Source organism: Variovorax sp. CF079 (assembly GCF_900101545.1).
Lineage (GTDB): Bacteria > Pseudomonadota > Gammaproteobacteria > Burkholderiales > Burkholderiaceae_C > Variovorax.
Window position 1 is genome coordinate 65,387 of the sequence record NZ_FMZU01000026.1, and the last position, 16,610, is coordinate 81,996.

The window sequence follows — 16,610 nt, forward strand, 5'->3', positions numbered from 1 at the left end:
CCCGTCATTCGGTGACCACGCTCAATTTGCCCGATAGCTGACCTTCGCGGCGCGCGCACAACAATCTCTGTTGGTATTGGGAGCACCCGCCTTGAAGCGCATGCACACACTGGCGTCCATGAACCATCGGTCAAGTGCAGTCGCCCTGAAGTGCCAATATCGAAGAGCGGCGACGCCCTCGGCCGGAGAGGTTCGAGGCCGCAATGTGGCCGAACCCCAAGGAGCTGATCACCGCAGCGCAAGCGGCTGCCTTTCGAAAACGCCGGCCGTCCTCACCAATTGCCACCAGCTCAGATAGGACGTTCTTTGTCTCCTTGCCAATTTTTCACGCTGGTTCTCAGGCATCGAAGTAGAGATAGAACTCCCACGGGTGCGGGCGCAACCTCACGGGATCGACCTCGTGCTTCCACTTGTATTCGAGCCAGGTTTCGATCAGGTCCGTGGTGAACACGTCTCCGCGCATCAAGAAGTCGTGATCCTTCTCCAGCGCGCGCAGTGACTCCTCGAGCGATCCAGGGACCTTCGCGATGTTCTTTGCCTCTTCAGGGGGTAGCTCGTAGATGTTCTTGTCGAGCGGCGGGCCTGGGTCGGTCTTGTTGGCGATCCCGTCGAGGCCGGCCATCAGCATTGCTGCGAACGCGAGGTAGGCATTCGCAGTCGGGTCCGGACAACGGAACTCGACGCGCCTCGCGTTCGGCGAGTCCGAATACATCGGAATACGCGCCGCGGCCGAGCGATTTCGCTGCGACATCACCAGGTTCACCGGCGCCTCGTAGCCCGGTACGAGCCGGCGGTAGGAGTTGGTGGTCGGCGCACAGAACGCCATCAGCGCGTGCGCATGCTTGAGCAGCCCGCCGATGTACCAGCGGCACAGCTCGGAGGTCAGAGCCCAACCCTTGGCGTCGTAGAAAAGATTGCGCTTGTCGTTCCACAGGCTCTGGTGGCAGTGCATGCCGCTCGCGTTGTCAGCGAAGAGCGGCTTCGGCATGAACGTGGCAACCTTGCCGTGCCGGCGCGCGATGTTCTTGACGAAGTATTTGTAGACCATCACGTTGTCGGCCATCCGCACGAGCGGCGCGAACTTCATGTCGATCTCATTCTGGCCCGCGGTCGACACCTCATGGTGGTGGATCTCGACCTGCACACCCGCGTTCATCAGTCCGAGCACGATCTCCGAGCGGATGTCCTGAAGGGTGTCGTGCGGGGGCACCGGGAAATAGCCTTCCTTGTAGCGAGGCTTGTACCCGAGGTTCCCGCCCCCAAACGCGCCTTCGTCCCGGCCCGAGTTCCAGGCGCCCTCGACCGAATCGACGTAGTAGTAGCCGCAATGCGTGTTCTGCTCGAACCGGATCGAGTCGAAGATGAAAAACTCGAGCTCTGGGCCGAAGTAGCAGGTCTGCGCGACCCCGGTGGCTTTCAGATGGCGCTCGGCCTTGCGGGCCACGAATCGCGGATCGCGCGAGTAGGGCCCCTTGAGGACCGGGTCGATCACGTTGCAGATCATCGAAAGTGTCGGGGTCTCGCACATCGGATCGATGAATACGGTGGTCGGATCCGGCTGCAGAAGCATGTCCGACTCGTGGATCTGCTGGAAACCGCGGATCGAGGAGCCGTCGAACCCGATGCCGTCATCGAACAACTCGTTGTTGAGTTCCGGCAGCCCGATCGAGAAGTGCTGCCACAGTCCAGGCAGATCGGTGAACTTGAGGTCGACGATCTGGATTCCGTGCTCCCGCACGAGGGCGATCACCTCCTTCGCATTTTTGGGCGGATTCACCCGGTAGGTGCCGGGCTCGAACTGGGCGATCTGGCGTTTTTTCTCGGTTGGCATGGTCCTCTCCACTGGTTGGGGTTACCCAGCGTCGGCGTGCTCAGTCGCGTTGCCTCAATTTGGTCGATCAACGCGTCTTCACACAGCCCCGGTCGCAAGGCGCCTCTCGACGCCGTCACAAACCGACCGACAGCAGAAGCCCTGCCGGGTCGGGCCTCGAGGCATTCGAACTGGACGGCCGTGTGGAGCCCGAGGAATCCGCCACAACTCCCGCTCACGCGGGCATCACTCTCAGGCCTGCAGGGAAGGGTCACGCTCCAGCCTCATCCCCGTGCCGGCCAACGTCATCGCGCCATCCTTGTCAACGCTGACATGCCGACCATCCGCCAGCTTGTATTCGGTGAGCCCCGTCGGCTCCCATAGCCCTTGCGTGTCGGGAACCGCGTCGAGACGGGCGAGGTGTTCATAGGCCTGGACACGGTAGGTCTGGCCATCGCTTCCGCGGGCGGTAAAAGTCTCGAGCAGGTGAAGCATCTTTTCCATGCGCGCGCTCTCCTTGCAACCGACAGAGCCGGGCGCCTTCGTGCCCAATGCGCTTGCGCGCGACCAGAAGGCGCACGTCAAAATGAGTTTGACGGGCCGCTGGGCGGTGAAGTTCCGACAGTTGTGGCTAGCCGTACTGGCAATAGCGCGAGCGCCTGTTTTCTCGGTCAGGTTCCCCCAAGCCAACTGACTCGGCTGGCGGGAGCGGCATTGGCGGTCAGACCACGAAATCTGTCAGGGTTTCTTGGCTAAATCGACCTACCCTCCACCTCCCCTTGCCCATTCCTATTAGTTTCAACGACTTATGAGGCGCGCGTTCAGAGTTCGGCTTTAATTCTGACGCGAAGGTGGACTGGCGCATCGCTGAACTTGCCCACTACGCGGATGACATCCACTGGCTCGACGCCGTAAGGGCGAGAGGCGCATACAAACTCATGCGCCGTTTCGATTCCCGAACACGTCTCGGGCTCAATCAAGCATCCGTTCAGCGTATCGAGCGCCTTGAGTTTGGTGACGATGTGGAAATGGGAACCTCATGGTTGCGGGCCCGCCTCTTGGCCGGAGAATCACAAGCCGCTTCGCTCGAACTTGCACGAAGCCATCGCGTAGGCAAGAAGCCACTGCGTAACCGAGAGGCGGCGTTGGACAATCGCCCCATGACATCGATCTCAAGTCGGCTTCTCGTCGACGCCGTGCTCAGCGTCGAGCGCATGACCTTCAAGGAACGCGAGCAACTTGCCGACGAAGTCCACGCCCGACAGCCCAACCTGTTCTTCTCGGTGCTCGTCCTTCAGCGCTATGGCGCCACCCTTGAGCAAATTGAGGTGGTTCTGAACCTGCTACTCGTCTTCTATGAGGCGATGAAGACCAGCGGCAGAGCCTGGCCGGTCATCTCCGAAGACGTCCAGGAACGTTGCCTGAAGCGCATCTCCGCACGCGTGCGCTTCATAGAGGGCCTGACGCCGCAGCAGCGAGCGCAAGCCACTTCGGACGCCATCGCGGACCATCCCGAGCAGCAGTTGCTCGCATACGTCTTCGGCAAGTTTGGGGAGCACGGCCTTCTGGGCATCGAAACCGAAACGGAAAAGATGCTGATGTTGGCAGCGCTAAACTTGGTTGAGTGCATTGCGGAGACAGCGCCGAGAACAACGGAGTGAAACCGCTGAGCTCACCGAAAGAGCGTCCCTCTCAGTCGCCCGACCGACACGCCCGCGACGGTCCCAGCGTAGCGATCGCCTCTTACGCTCGTACCCATCACACATCCTTCGCCTCCGCAACGCCGCCGTCGGCTTACCGCTTACGGCGCACACCACAAGGGTCGAACGCTCGGAGGCATAGAAGCGCGTGCCGAGGGCCACACCACGGCGCCAAGCATCAGCGCATGGCGCGATTCCGCCCTCACCCGTCACGTTCACGCCGAACGCGTCCGAAGCCGGCTACAACGCGGCGGTCACAATGATCTCGACCCGCAGGTCCGGCGCCGCGAGCTTGGCCTCGCAGGTCGCACGGGTGGGCATCGCATCGGCAGGTATCCATGCCGCCCAGGCCGCGTTCAGGCCGGTGAAATCGCGCTCGATGTCCTGCAGCCAGATTTGGACCGACAGCAGGCGCGACTTGTTCGTGCCGACGCTCGCGAGGTAGCCGTCGATCTTGGCGAGGATGTCGGCGGTCTGCGCCTGTGCGTCGCCGCTGCGATCGGTCGCGGTGACCCCGGCGACGTAGACCACCGAGTTGTGCACGACGATGCGGGAAAGGCGTGCGTTGGAGTCGTAGCGCTGGATGTCGCTCATGATGAACTTCCTTCTTGGAGTGGTTGAAACGATGCAGCCGCTCGACGCGCGAAGCGGTCGACGGCGAAGGGTTCGATGGGCAGCGTGCTGCGGCCTTCCGTCACGAGCTCGGCGACGATCTGCCCGCCGATCGGCCCGAGCTCGAAGCCGTGTGCGGAGAAGCCGAAGGCATGGACGAGGTTCGGTGCCGCGCGGCTCGGGCCGATCACGGGGATGCCGTCGGGCATGAAGGCCTCGACGCCGGCCCAGGCGCGGTTGACGCCAAGCGGCTTCAGGTGCGGGAACAGGGCGGTCACCGTGCGCGCGCTGCTCGCCAGCTTGGGCATGTCGACGATGCCGTGGCGCGCGTCGAGATCGGCGGCGCAGCGCAGACCACCGCCGATCAGCACGGTGCCGTTCGCGAATTGCTTGAAGGACAGCGGCCGGCCGGTCGCGCCGAGCACCGGGGTGACGAAGGGCGGCGCGCGATGGGTGATCATGAGCATCAGCCCGCCCGCTTCGAGCGGCACCGCATCGCCGGCCTGCGCGGCGAGCGCGCCGGCCCAGGCGCCCGCGGTGTTGACCAGATGGGTGGCGTCGAAGCTGCCACGCGTGGTCGCCACGTGCCAGCGACCGGCACGATGGTCGATGCGTTCGACCCGCGTCTCTTCGTGCACTTCGGCCCCTGCGCGCTGGGCTGCGAGGCGGAATGCGGTGACGGCGCGGTACGGCAGGGCATGGCCGTCGTCGCGAACCCAGATGCCTCCGACGACGTGCGGCGCAATGGCGGGCACGAGTTCGCGGACCTGCTGCGCGTCGACGAGTTCTTCATGATCGAAGCCGAGCGACTGGAGATGCGCGACGGTGTCGCGCAGCATCTGCAGCTCATCGTCGGTTTCGGCAATCTTCAACTGTCCGCTGGGCGCGAAACCCGCGTCGTCGCCGACGAGCTCTGCCATGTGGTGCCACAGCGTGCGCGACGCCAGTGCAAGCGGGATCTCGGCGACGTGGCGGCCCAGCGTGCGCACGCCGCCCGCGTTCACGCCGGACGCATGGCGGCCGCAGAATTCGGCCTCCAGCACGATGACCTCGAGTCCGCGCCGCGCGAGGTGCAGCGCGCTCGACAGGCCGTGCAGGCCGCCGCCGACGACGATCGCATCCGCCGATCGCTTCATGCCACGCTTCGATCCGCGCCGGCGAGCTCGCCCAGCGAGATCGGCTTGATGGGCGGTCGGATTCGGTAGTAGCCCACGTCGGCCGGGGTCACTCCGCGCGCGTCCGCGATCAGCTCGGTCACGGTCAGGCCGCATTGGCGCCCCTGGCACGGGCCCATGCCGCAACGCCCGAAGGCTTTCGCCTGGTTCGGTCCATGGCAGCCGAGCTCCACGAAATGCCGGATGTCGCCGGCAGCGACTTCCTCGCAGCGGCACACGATCACGTCGTCGGCCGGAATGCGATTGGCCTTCTTGGGCCGGTACAGGGCATCGAGAAAGGGACGGATGCGCAGCTGGTCGCGCAACGCCGAACGAAGCGGTCCAGCGAGCCCGTCGCGCTCGCCGAGCGTGATTCGGCCGAGCGCGTGCATCGCACCGAGCGCCGCGAGCTCGCCCTGCAGCGCCGCTGCCAGCGCGCCGCCGATGCCAAGACCATCGCCGGCAACATGGATGCCGGGCACGTCCAGCGCGCCCCAGGCGTCCGCCTCGGGCTGCCAGCAGAGCTGCGCATCGTCCCATTTGTGTTTGGCCCGTAGCGACCAAGTGAACTGCGTGTTCGGCACGACGCCGTGGTGCAGGAGCAGCGTCGAGGTCTCGACGCGATGGTCCTTGCCGCCAACCGTGAAGCGCAGCGCCTCGACCCCCTCCTGGCCATCCGCGGCGAGGTTCTCAGCACCGGTATGGAATGGCACACCGGCGCGCTTGAGCACGCGCATGAGCGACAGACCCTTCTTCAGATAACGCCAGCCGGCAAGCGCGCCGCCGAGGTGCGGGAGCGCGCGGCGGTAGTCCTCGATCGATGTCGTGTCGACCAGTGCGCGGATGGGCACGCCGGCGCGCACGTACTGCCAGCCGAGCAGGTAGAGGAGCGGTCCGCAGCCCGCCAGCACGACGGGCTCGACCGGCACCACATCGGCGCTCTTCAGGAGGATCTGCGCGGCACCTGCGGTGAGCACGCCCGGCAGCGTCCAGCCCCGGATCGGGAACGGACGCTCCATGGCGCCCGAGCAGAGCACGACGCGTTCGGCCTGCAGCGTCGAGGTCACGCCGTCGCGCAGGTAGTGCACCGCACCTTCGGGTGTCACCTGCCAGACGGCTGCGTTGGTGAGGTGCCGGGCGCCGCTTGCGGCGAAGGCTTCGGCGAGCGTGCGGCCAGCGGCGTAGTCCGGCCCGAGCAGGTCGACCCGGCGTGCCGGCGCGTCGGTGATGGCGCGGTAGATCTGGCCGCCCACAGCGCGTTGCTCGTCGAGCACCACGACATGGGCGCCGAGCCGCGCGGCGACGATGGCAGCCGACATGCCGGCCGGGCCGGCGCCGACGATGGCGATATCGCAACGCTCACTCGACATGCGCGGCCTCCTCGGAAACGGCGGCCCCGCCGCAATCCAAGGAACGCAGCCCCGCCTGCGTTCTCACCTGCATGCCCTCGGTCACCGCGACGAGGCAGCTCTGCCGGTTCGGCTGCCCGTCGATCTCGACGAGGCAATCGAAGCACGCGCCCATCATGCAATAGGGCGCGCGCGGCGCGCCGCTCACGGGCGTGGTGCGAAAGGTCGAGACGCCGTTGGCAAGCAAGGCCGCCGCCACGCTGCAGCCGACCGGCGCCCGCATGGCGCGGCCATCGAAGTAGAGGCCGACTGTGGGCTCGCCGCGCGGCGAAGCGTCGATCGGAAACAGGGGGCGAAAGCGGACGTTAATGGGCATGGTGGAAGGTTTCGTTGCCGTTGAGGAAGCGGTCGCCGCCGAAGGACTCGATGCCGGCCGGGACGCCGTGCCCGGCACTGCCGGCGATCCATGGCGCGATCGAGAAGACGTGGTTGGCAGCCAGGGTCACGCCGCTGTGGCAGGTCACGACAAAGGCGCCCGGGCATTGCGTCGATGCCTGGTAGATGGGGAAGCCGTCGGGCGTCATCACGCGCAACGCGCCCCATGCGCGCACGAGGCGCAGGCTCCGCAGCGCCGGAAAACTGCGCACCCCGCGGCGCGCGATGGTGCTGAGCACGTCGACGGTCGTACCGTCGTCGAGCCCGACGTCCTCCAGCGAGTCGCCGAGCTGGACCGTGCCTTCGTCCGTCTGGCGCACGTAGGTGGTCGGATGGTCGAGGAACCTGGCGACGCGCTCGCCGACCAGCACCTGGCCCCGGTTGGGCCGCACCGGGGCGTGCAGGCCGACCTGCGGCGCCAGCTCGCGGTTGCCGAGGCCGGCCGCGAGCACCACGCGCGGCGCGCGCCATGTGGTTGCGCCCGCCTCGAGCTCGAAGCCGCTCGCCCGCGGGGTGATGCGCGTCGCGCGGCTGCCGTGCGCGAAATGCACGCCGCGATGCCGGCAGGCCGCGTGCAGCGCGCGCAGCAGCTTCAGCGGATTGGCGTGGCCGTCCATCGGCGTGTAGCTCGCGCCCGCGACTTCGGGCCCGATGCCCGGCAGCCGCGTCCTGAGCGACGCGTGGTCGAGCATCTCGAAGGCGTAGTCGCCATCGAGTGCATCGCGGATGCTGCGCAGCCGCTCTTCACGGCTTTGCAGCTCATCGTCGGAAAAGCAGAAGTGAAAGCCGCCGGGCTGGCGCAGCTGCACGTCGACGCCGCCGTCGTCGGCCAGCGCGCGGGCGAGCTGCGGCCATTGCGCGGCGGACGTCATCGTCCAGCGCGCGTACGGCGCCATGCCGACGCCCTTGCCCTGGACCCATACGAGTCCGAAGTTGCCGCGCGACGCGCGGAACGCATCGTCGCCCTCGTCGAGGACGGTGACGCGAATGCCGTTGCGTGCCGCGCCGTAGGCCAGCGCAGTGCCGACCAGGCCGCCGCCGACGACGATCAAATCACTTGTGTTCATGGAGTGCAGAAAAAAAGGGAAGCGCCCGGATGCGGGCAAACCGCGCTCAGCCCTTGCCGATCAGCACGCGATCGAGGCCGACGAGCCGGTCGAGCAGCACCATCAGCACAACCGTGCCGGCGATGAGCACGGTCGACACCGATGCGACCAGCGGGTCGATGGTCTGGGCGATCTGGTTGTACATGGCGACCGGCAGCGTCGTGGTGCCGGGCGTGGCGACGAAGACCGTCATGGTGAGTTCGTCGAAGCTCTGGATGAAGGCGAGCATCCAGCCGCCAACCACGCCAGGGAGGATCAGCGGCAGCACGATGCGACGAAACGCGGTCATGCGGCTCGCGCCGAGCGAGAGCGCCGCCTTCTCGGCATCGCGGTCGAGGCCCGTGGCCGAGGCCAGCACCAGCCGCAGCGCGTACGGCATCACCACGACGACGTGTGTCAGCGAGAGCCACACGAACGAGCCCGACACGCCGATGGTGGTGAAGAAGCGCAGGAAGGCCACGCCCAGCACGACGTGCGGGATCATCAGCGGCGACATGAAGAAGGCCGCGATCGCGCCGCGCCCGGCAAAACGGTAGCGCACGAGCGCGAGCGCCGCCGGCACCGCCAGCACCACGGCGACGGTCGCGCTCGCGAGGCCGAGCCAGAGCGACAGCCAGAACGCGTTGACCAGTTCGGTGGCACCGCCGATGGCGCGGAACCAGCGCAGCGAGAAGCCTTCGGTCGGCAGCGAGATGTAGCCCTTGCCGGTGAACGAGACGAGCACCACCACCACCAGCGGTGCCAGGATGAAGGCGATGAAGATCGTGTGATAGACGAGAGAGAGCAGTCCGTTCTTGCGCATGTCGTGCTCCTTCTCAGCCTTCGAAGACCTGCGCGTAGCGCCGCTCGAGCCAGCGGTTGAAGCCGGCGATGACGATGACGTTGGCGATCAGCAGCAGGATCGCGATCGACGCGCCCAGCGGCCAGTTCAGGGTGCTGAGGAACTCGTCGTACGCGGCAGTCGCGACCACCTTGAGCCGGCGCCCGCCGAGGATGGCCGGCGTCGCGAAGGCCGACGCCGCGAGCGCGAACACGATGATCGCGCCCGACAGGATGCCCGGCACGATTTGCGGCAGGATGATGCGCCGGAACACCGTGAAAGGCGCAGCACCGAAGGAGAGCCCCGCATTCTCGACCTGCGGATCGAGCTTCTGCAGCGAGGCCCATACCGAGATCACCATGAACGGCATCAGCACATGCGTGAGCGCGATGACCACCCCCGTCATCGTGAACAGCAGCCGCACCGGTTCGTCCGTCAGGCCGAGCGCCTGCAGGCCCGCGTTGATGAGCCCGTTGTTGCCCATGAGGATGGCCCAGCCCAGCGTGCGAACCACGACCGAGACCAGCAGCGGGCCGAGGATGACGACCAGGAAGATGCCCCGCCACGGCGCCTTCATGCGCGACAGGATGATCGTTTCCGGCACGCCGAACAGCACCGACAGCAGCGTGACCGCCAGCGCCAGGCCAGCCGTGCGCAGGAAGATCTCGTAGTAGTACGGGTCCGAGAAGACCTCGAGGTAGTTGCGCGCGGTGAAGTCCGGCAGCACGCCGCGCGTGCCGTCGAACGAGTGCAACGACAGCACCGCGGTGAGCGCGAGCGGAATCACCAGCAGCCCGAGGAACAGCAGCAGCGCGGGTGCGCTCAGGAGCCAGGGCGCGGAGCCGGCGCGCGGCTCGACCGACTTCGACGGCGACGCGGCCCGGGCCGGCGCGCCAGGCACGAGAGCGGTGGCGGCCTCAGCCATGCGCGGCCTCCGTGTCGAGCAGGCGCAGGTCGTCGTCCAGCCAATGCACGGCGACCGCCTCGCCTTCGGCCGGCGGCACCGAGCCGATGTTGGGGTGACTCACGCGCATGGGCCCGAGCGCGCTGTCGACCTCGACCAGCCAGTGGTTGCCGAGGAACAGGCGCGTGCGGATCGTGGCCGGGATGCCGTGCGCGGCCGAGGCCGGCGCGAGCCGCACCTTCTCGGGCCGCACGTAGACGTTGACCTCGCGCGCGAGCGGCTTCTCCTGGTGCGGCACGTGCAGCAGCGAATCGCCGACGCGCACCTCGCAGCAGCGCGCATTGCGCGCTTCGACCACGCCCTTGAGCACATTCGTCTTGCCAAGGAAGGACGATGCGAACGCCGATTCGGGCCGCTCGTACGCCTCGTACGGCGTGGCGAGCTGCACGATGCGTCCGCCATGCATGACGGCGATGCGATCGCTCATCGTCATGGCCTCGACCTGGTCGTGCGTGACCAGGATCGTGGTGATGCCGAGATGGCGCTGGATGCTGCGCAACTCGACGTGCATGTCCTCGCGAAGCTTTGCGTCGAGGTTCGACATGGGTTCGTCCAGCAGCAGCACCGCGGGTCGCACCGCCAGCGCACGCGCGATGGCGACCCGCTGCCGCTGCCCGCCAGAGAGTTCCTTCGGGTAACGCTTGCCGAGGCCCGGCAGCCGCACGAGCTCGAGCGTCTCGTCGACGCGTTTGAGCTTTTCCGCGCGCGGGATGCCGCGCATCTCAAGGCCGAAGCCGATGTTCTCGGCCACGGTCATGTGCGGGAAGAGCGCGTAGCTCTGGAACACCACGCCCATGCCGCGCTTCTCCGGCCGCATGCCCGTGATGTCGGCGCCGTCGAGGCGGATGCGCCCGCGCGTCGGCTCGACGAAGCCCGCGACCATCTGCAGGGTGGTGGTCTTGCCGCAGCCCGAAGGGCCGAGCAGCGAGATGAACTCGCCACGCTCAACCTCGAGGCTCAGGCTCTCCACCGCGCGGAAGTCGCCGAAAGCCTTGCCGAGTTGATCGAGTTGAAGGAAGGTCATGAAGGGGGCCCGGGTTCAGGAGCGGCGTTGCGAGCTCAGCGTTCGACGGTGCGGTTCCAGCGGTTGGTCCACTCGGCGCGCTTCTCGTTGACGACGGTCCAGTCGGTGGGCAGCAGCTTGTCGATCTGCTCCTTGCCGTAAGGCACCTTGGCGGCGACGGCCGGCTCGAGCTTGGCCTTGCTGTTGGCCGGGCCCCAGCCCTGCGTGTCAGCGAGGATGGCCTGCACCTCGGGCGTCAGGAGGTACTGGACAAAGGCCTGGGAGAGCGCCGGGGCGCTGTTCTGCGCCACCGGGCAGGCGGCCGTCAGCAAGGCCGGCGCGCCTTCCTTCGGAACGACGAACTGCACCGGGAAGCCCGTGTCCTTCAGCGCCTGCACCCGGCCGCTGCCCCACACCGCCAACATGATGTCGTTGTTCTGGAACAGCTCGGTCATCTTGCCCGGCGACGGCTCCCACGCCAGCACGTTGGGGCCGACTTCGCGCGTCATCGCGGTGAATCCGGGGTCGATGTTCTTGTCGCCGCCCTTGCGCAGCTTGGCGAAGGTCAGCAGCGTCTGCAGGCCGTAGGTATTGCTGATCGGCGGGATCGCGACCTTCTGCTTGAAGCGCTTGTCGGTCAGCACCTCCCATGAATCCGGCGCGGGCAGGTTCGCCTTCTTGAAGGCTTCGGTGTTGTAGGCGATGCCGGTGGCGACGATGCCGATGCCAACCGCGCTGTCGGTCATGCGCGCGACCGGGTACAGGTCCTTCAGCACCGCCGGGTTGCCCAGCTTGTCGCAGAAGCCGAATTGCACCGCCTGGTACATCGGGCCGTCGTCGAGCAGCACGACGTTGAGTTCCTGCTTGCCCTTTTGCGCCTGCAGCTTGGCCAGCGTGTCGGTCGAGTTGCCCGGCACGTAGACGATCTTGGCATTGTGCTTGGCTTCGAACGCGGGGATCAGCCTCTCCTTGAAGGCCTTCTCGGTCGACCCGCCGTAGGAGCCGACATACAGCGTGGTGGGATCGGCCGACGCGCTGGTCGCTGCGGTCAGGGCGCCGAGTGCCAGCGCTGCGGAGACAGCCGCATTCACGGCCGCGGAAACGGGTCGAAGCATCATGGGATTTCCTTTGTTGCGCACCAAGAAGTCGGGGTTTTCCCCATCATGATGCGTTTTGCTTATGGCGCACCAGGATGGAATCTGCGGTTGGTTTCACTCGCAGCTCGGAGATTAGTCATTCGATCTCCAACTGAACAATCGTTTTTTTTCGGAAACCCATAACATTGGCGTATGGAGTTGCTCATATGAAGATTCGTCAGTTGGAAGCCTTTCGCGCCGTGATGCAGTGGCAAACCGTGACACGTGCGGCCGAGTCCCTGCACGTGTCACAGCCCGCCGTCACGCGGCTCATCGCGGACCTGGAGGAAAGCGTCGGGTTCGCGCTCTTCCTGCGCGTGCGAGGGCGCCTGCAACCCACGGCGGAAGCAGAGGCGCTGAACGAGGAGGTCGAGCGGTCTTTGCTCGGCATGGAACGCATCGCGCGAACCGCCGACGAGATACGTTCGCTGCAGCGTGGCGCGCTGCGCATCGCTGCAGCCCCGGCGCTGGCGCTGTCGTTCCTGCCGCGCGCCATCGCGACGTTCCTACGCGAGCACAGCGACATCCGCATATCGCTCGCCAACCATTCGTCACGGACCGTGGTCGACTTGGTGGTGGGCGAGCGCTGCGACGTCGGCTTCGTCGTCCTGCCGATGAGCCACTCCAGCACACACGGCGAGCAGCTGATCGCGACCCGGATGGTCTGCGTGATGCGGAGCGATCACCGGCTCGCGAGGAAAAAGGTGATCCGCCCCGCGGACCTGGCCGGCGAGCACTTCGTCTCGCATCCGCATGCGATCGAATCGCGGCTGCACATCGACGCGCTCTTCGCGTCCTACGGCATCGAGCGCGAGCTACAGGTAGAGACGCAGGTGTCGGCCGGCATTTGCGCCATGGTGGCTGCCGGCCTCGGCGTGTCGCTGGTCGACCCGATCACCGCGCTGGAGCACCGCGGCAGGGGCCTGACCTTCCTGCCGTTCGAGCCAGTCATGGTCACGGAGTTCTCCGTGCTGACGCCGGCGCGACGCACCTCATCGATGTTGGTGAGCGCCTTCGTCGATCATGTCCGGAGGTTTGCGGTGCAAGAGTTGGATCCGAAGTTCGTGAGCACCTAGTTCAGCAGGCACCGCCGCAGACTTTGCGTCAGCGCTGCATGCCTTACGGGTCGGCCTGCTGTCCTCACGATTGCGATTCCGACATCTGGTTTCGCGGATCACAGACACCCCGACTGCCTTCTTTCCCGCCTCCGCGTCAGGGATGCGCAAGGCGGCCACGGGCCGTCCCGAAGGGATGAGCGCCACAGCGCGAACCTGGAACAGCCCGACCGGCGAAGCCGGTGAAGTCCAACTTCCGTCGGGCGGCCGTCGCCTCGCGAGATCGCCACAAGGCGTCGGGCGTCACGCGCAGATGTGCTTCCTCGGGCACATCAGCCCAGCCCGCGCAGCACGCCGGGATCGCAGCTTCTTCGCCACGTCGAAGGCATCGGCCGCAGCGAATTCGTCCGCGGAGGGTTCGCCTCCGTCCGGGAAGCCCAACGTCGCCAAGCCGTCGCGCTTGAGCAATGCTTCGGCGGCTTGCATCGGGGTGACTCCCGCCTTCGCGAAGACAGCCTGCGCTGCGGCGAGGCCTCGGGCAATGTCGCCGGGGCTGGCGCCTGGCACGTTCAAGATCATCGGCATGGCGGCCGAACTCCAGAACAGCGAAAGCTCGGCCGGTGGCTGCTTCGGCCGCGCCCGCTCTGGCTTGGGCTTCAGCTCCCGCGGCCGCAGCGGTTCGGGTCGCCACCAGTCGATCGGCAGGTCTCGTCGTTGGCCGCGTGGACCGCGTGGAGATCGCGATGCAATGGCGAGCCTTCGCCCTAGCCCCCTTTGAAGCTGGCGAGCTGGCCAACGATTGTTGGCACGCTTGCGGACGCGCGAAAGCGCGACTACGGCTTCTCCGCAGCAGCAGTGAACGGCTGGACCTGGGCGCGATTCGACGCTAGCGCTGGCGAGTCCATGACCGGCATCATTTCGGAAGTGCTTCGCTTCCTTGAGCATCTTGTCGCCAAGGGGTACCTGCGCTTCTCAGGCGACAAGTACTTCGTCGTGCGGGATTCGTTGCCACCGCGCGGCGGCTGAACCTGTCCAGAGGCTTCACTGCCTGCGGGGCCCGTCTTGGCGATAGTTTCTGCCGCCAAAAAACCCATATAAATCATTGCCTTATCCGTCATTTTTCTTTAGCATACAAATTTGTATCTTAAAGGAATTTCATGGCTGAGTGGGGCTTCTACGGGCGGACCGAGCCGTTGGCGGAGCTTCGGCGCGTTGTTGAGGCCGAGCGCTGGTACTTCTGCCGCATCGAGGGACGCCGTCGGATAGGCAAGACAACGCTGCTGGGCCAGCTTGCAAAGGGCGAGGCTAGCCTGGGGGCGAACCTCGTGTACATGCAAGTGCCCGATTCCGACGAGCGCGATGTCGCAACCACGTTCGCTCGAAGCCTTGGCGAATGCGAGCGCGACGATGCACGGGCGCTTGCGGCAAACGTGACGGATTTTGCGTCAATGGCCGGTGCCATCGGCCAGATCTGCGATGCGGGCATGGTTGTCGTGCTGGATGAGTTCCAGTACTTCACGCGCGCCAAGCTTCATGCGTTCAATTCGTTCCTTCAAGCGCAGGTGGACCGGCTGCGCAACGCTGGTCTGCGCCGCGGCGGGCTGTTCGTGCTGGGCTCTCTTCAGTCCGAGATGAATGCCCTCCTGGACGACAAGGCAGCACCCCTGTATGGGCGCATAACGGCACAAATCCGGCTGGACCACTGGGACTTCCAGGACCTGATGGCGGTGTTCCGTAGCCAAGGTGTTGAGGAACCGCAGCGATGGCTCACGCTCTGGACCTTCTTCGAAGGGGTCCCAAAGTTCTATCACGATGCATTCGAGCAGGACCTGTTCGCGGCACCCGCGGCGGACCTCGCTCGAGAGCTGCTGACCCGAATGTTCGTGCGCGGCTCCAGCCCGTTGTCTGAAGAGGCCGACACGTGGTTCCTGCGCGAACTGCGCGGCCGAGCCGTTTCCATATTGCACTACCTGGCCGACCACGCAGGTTGCAGCAATGGGGACCTGGTCGCGGCGTTGAACGACCCTCACGACAAGACGCCGCTAGGCACGCACATCAGCCGGCTCGTCAACGACTACCGCATGGTGGACAAGCTCCATCCTGTGTTCTCGGACAGCAAGAGCCGAAATGCGCGCTACTACCTCGCCGACAATTTCCTGCAGGCGTGGCTTGCAGTGGCGAAGCCCGCTCGTGAAGCCGCGCGGCTCAAACCGTTGGACAAAGCACTGGCGCCGGCTCTGCGCCGGCTTGAGGTTCTCGAGGGCTTCTCCTTCGAAAAGCTGGTGCGCGGCCTGCATACCGAGATGTCTCGCAAAGGCCTCGGCGACTTCGAGCTGTCTGAGCTCAGGCTCGGTTACTGGAATAGGCCTCGGGACGTGGCCCGTAGCATCGAGATAGACCTTGTCGCGCTGGATGAGGCCAGCAAGCGTATTCGCTTCGGCTCCTGTAAGCGCACCGCTGGCGCGCACGACAACGCGGCCCTCGAGGCCTTCGACCAGCATGTCGCGGGATTCATGGCTGCACGCGAGCACAAACACCTGAGCAACTGGACGCAGGAGAGAGTCGTCTTCTCGCCCGAGTTCACCTCTGAGCAGCGTGCCGCCCTCGTTAGTCGAGGGTATGGATGCAAAGACCTGCATGACTACGCCGCTTTCGTCTGAGAGCCCTGGTGCTCGAAAGTCGCCCGCGCCTCAAACTCGACTCCTGCGCGGCGGGCCGGCCGGGACTGGCTGCATTCGGCCAAGCGGACCTACGTCACGGCGGTCCAGTTTCGCGTTGAGCGGTGATTGGGACCGGTCGATCGCCGGCTACAGTCGGCCAGCAAAGACGTCGCAAACCGTGCCGCGCCCAACGACAATCCGGTGCTGCCTATGAAGACCACTTCTTATGGGGTGCTCATCCTGAACGAGCTGGGTCAGCTCCTGCTGGCGCACGCCACCGGGCAGAAGCACTGGGACATCCCAAAGGGTGGCGCGGAAGAAGGCGAGTCTCCGCGCGAGGCGGCCATCCGCGAAGTCCGGGAAGAAACGGGTATCGAACTGATTGCGGATTCGATGGAGGAGCTTGGGCGCATGCTTTACCTCTCCCGAAAGGACCTACACCTTTTCCGTGTCGTCCTGCACACGCGCAACTGCGACATCGCGGCATGCAAATGCACGAGCTTCTTCCCTCACCACGCGTCAGGCGTGATGACCCCCGAAGTGGACCAGTTTAGGTGGGTGGACATTGCGGATGTACCGGCGCTTGCTGCAAAGTCGATGACTGCGCTGCTTCGGTCGCTGCCGGGCTTCGAAGCGATGCCGCCGGTCGAAGGCTAGGAACGCAACAAGATGCCAAAGCGCGCGAGCAAACGGACTAGCTTCGAAGCTGAGAGCGAGCGAGAGCCGCTCACGCGACGCATGCAGAGGCAACTTAGGCGCCTTGCTCTTGAGCGTGCACCTGTTGCAATCGAGAAGTCGGAAGGCGT

The 16,610-nt window shown here is 65.7% G+C and carries 17 protein-coding genes; 5 read left to right on the plus strand and 12 right to left on the minus strand.

The genetic code is table 11. From position 1 onward, the window contains the following. Nucleotides 1-337: 337 nt before the first annotated feature. Together glnA and BLS74_RS28925 are read right to left on the minus strand one after the other, a co-directional pair. Nucleotides 338-1,831, minus strand: coding sequence for a type I glutamate--ammonia ligase (glnA, locus tag BLS74_RS28920; protein WP_093110663.1), 1,494 nt, complete (start codon nt 1,829-1,831; stop codon nt 338-340). Nucleotides 1,832-2,062: 231 nt separating this feature from the next. Then, nucleotides 2,063-2,314: a hypothetical protein gene (locus BLS74_RS28925; RefSeq protein ID WP_093110665.1), complete on the minus strand. Its 252-nt coding sequence runs from the start codon at nt 2,312-2,314 to the stop codon at nt 2,063-2,065. A gap of 347 nt (nt 2,315-2,661) precedes the next feature. On the opposite strand from BLS74_RS28925, the gene BLS74_RS35350 reads away from it, so the two are divergent. After that, entirely contained in the window at nt 2,662-3,471 is an 810-nt protein-coding gene (locus tag BLS74_RS35350; protein WP_244504063.1) for a hypothetical protein, read from the plus strand. A 279-nt stretch (nt 3,472-3,750) separates the two neighbouring features. Here BLS74_RS35350 and BLS74_RS28940 read toward each other — a convergent pair whose 3' ends face one another. From BLS74_RS28940 to BLS74_RS28980, 9 genes are read right to left on the minus strand one after another with little or no spacing between them, the layout of a single operon-like run. Further along, on the minus strand, nt 3,751-4,104 hold the full coding sequence (locus tag BLS74_RS28940) for a RidA family protein (protein WP_093110670.1): 354 nt from the start codon (nt 4,102-4,104) through the stop codon (nt 3,751-3,753). Next, nucleotides 4,101-5,258, minus strand: coding sequence for an NAD(P)/FAD-dependent oxidoreductase (locus BLS74_RS28945; protein ID WP_093110672.1), 1,158 nt, complete (start codon nt 5,256-5,258; stop codon nt 4,101-4,103). Before BLS74_RS28945 ends, BLS74_RS28940 begins: the two co-directional genes overlap by 4 nt. Then, nucleotides 5,255-6,646 (minus strand): NAD(P)/FAD-dependent oxidoreductase, encoded by a 1,392-nt coding sequence (locus tag BLS74_RS28950; RefSeq protein WP_093110674.1) that lies wholly within the window; start codon nt 6,644-6,646, stop codon nt 5,255-5,257. The genes BLS74_RS28945 and BLS74_RS28950 overlap by 4 nt, the downstream gene beginning before the upstream one ends. Beyond that, nucleotides 6,636-7,001 (minus strand): (2Fe-2S)-binding protein, encoded by a 366-nt coding sequence (locus BLS74_RS28955; RefSeq protein WP_093110676.1) that lies wholly within the window; start codon nt 6,999-7,001, stop codon nt 6,636-6,638. The genes BLS74_RS28950 and BLS74_RS28955 overlap by 11 nt, the downstream gene beginning before the upstream one ends. Next, complete coding sequence (locus tag BLS74_RS28960; RefSeq protein WP_093110678.1) at nt 6,991-8,127, minus strand: NAD(P)/FAD-dependent oxidoreductase; 1,137 nt, start codon at nt 8,125-8,127, stop codon at nt 6,991-6,993. The genes BLS74_RS28955 and BLS74_RS28960 overlap by 11 nt, the downstream gene beginning before the upstream one ends. A 46-nt stretch (nt 8,128-8,173) precedes the next feature. Next, nucleotides 8,174-8,968 carry an ABC transporter permease gene (locus BLS74_RS28965; protein ID WP_093110680.1) on the minus strand — a complete coding sequence of 265 codons (795 nt, stop codon included), beginning with the start codon at nt 8,966-8,968 and terminating at the stop codon, nt 8,174-8,176. A gap of 13 nt (nt 8,969-8,981) precedes the next feature. Next, nucleotides 8,982-9,911 (minus strand): ABC transporter permease, encoded by a 930-nt coding sequence (locus BLS74_RS28970; protein WP_093110682.1) that lies wholly within the window; start codon nt 9,909-9,911, stop codon nt 8,982-8,984. Continuing rightward, a complete protein-coding gene (locus tag BLS74_RS28975) occupies nt 9,904-10,974 on the minus strand; it encodes an ABC transporter ATP-binding protein (protein ID WP_093110684.1) in 1,071 nt (356 codons plus the stop codon). Before BLS74_RS28975 ends, BLS74_RS28970 begins: the two co-directional genes overlap by 8 nt. Before the next feature lie 35 nt (nt 10,975-11,009). Beyond that, a complete protein-coding gene (locus BLS74_RS28980) occupies nt 11,010-12,071 on the minus strand; it encodes an ABC transporter substrate-binding protein (protein WP_093110686.1) in 1,062 nt (353 codons plus the stop codon). A gap of 200 nt (nt 12,072-12,271) precedes the next feature. On the opposite strand from BLS74_RS28980, the gene BLS74_RS28985 reads away from it, so the two are divergent. Continuing rightward, nucleotides 12,272-13,165 (plus strand): LysR substrate-binding domain-containing protein, encoded by an 894-nt coding sequence (locus BLS74_RS28985; RefSeq protein WP_244504064.1) that lies wholly within the window; start codon nt 12,272-12,274, stop codon nt 13,163-13,165. Between the two features lie 282 nt (nt 13,166-13,447). On the opposite strand, the gene BLS74_RS34660 is transcribed toward BLS74_RS28985, so the two are convergent. Further along, nucleotides 13,448-13,630 carry a hypothetical protein gene (locus tag BLS74_RS34660; RefSeq protein ID WP_170855760.1) on the minus strand — a complete coding sequence of 61 codons (183 nt, stop codon included), beginning with the start codon at nt 13,628-13,630 and terminating at the stop codon, nt 13,448-13,450. Between the two features lie 288 nt (nt 13,631-13,918). Here BLS74_RS34660 and BLS74_RS28995 point away from each other — a divergent pair, with 288 nt between their 5' ends. The 3 genes from BLS74_RS28995 to BLS74_RS29005 all read left to right on the plus strand — a co-directional run bounded on the left by BLS74_RS28995 (nt 13,919) and on the right by BLS74_RS29005 (nt 16,461). Next, nucleotides 13,919-14,170: a hypothetical protein gene (locus tag BLS74_RS28995; RefSeq protein WP_093110691.1), complete on the plus strand. Its 252-nt coding sequence runs from the start codon at nt 13,919-13,921 to the stop codon at nt 14,168-14,170. Between the two features lie 131 nt (nt 14,171-14,301). Further along, nucleotides 14,302-15,804 carry an ATP-binding protein gene (locus tag BLS74_RS29000; RefSeq protein ID WP_093110693.1) on the plus strand — a complete coding sequence of 501 codons (1,503 nt, stop codon included), beginning with the start codon at nt 14,302-14,304 and terminating at the stop codon, nt 15,802-15,804. 210 nt (nt 15,805-16,014) lie between these two features. Next, nucleotides 16,015-16,461: an NUDIX hydrolase gene (locus BLS74_RS29005; protein ID WP_093110694.1), complete on the plus strand. Its 447-nt coding sequence runs from the start codon at nt 16,015-16,017 to the stop codon at nt 16,459-16,461. Nucleotides 16,462-16,610 lie beyond the last annotated feature (149 nt).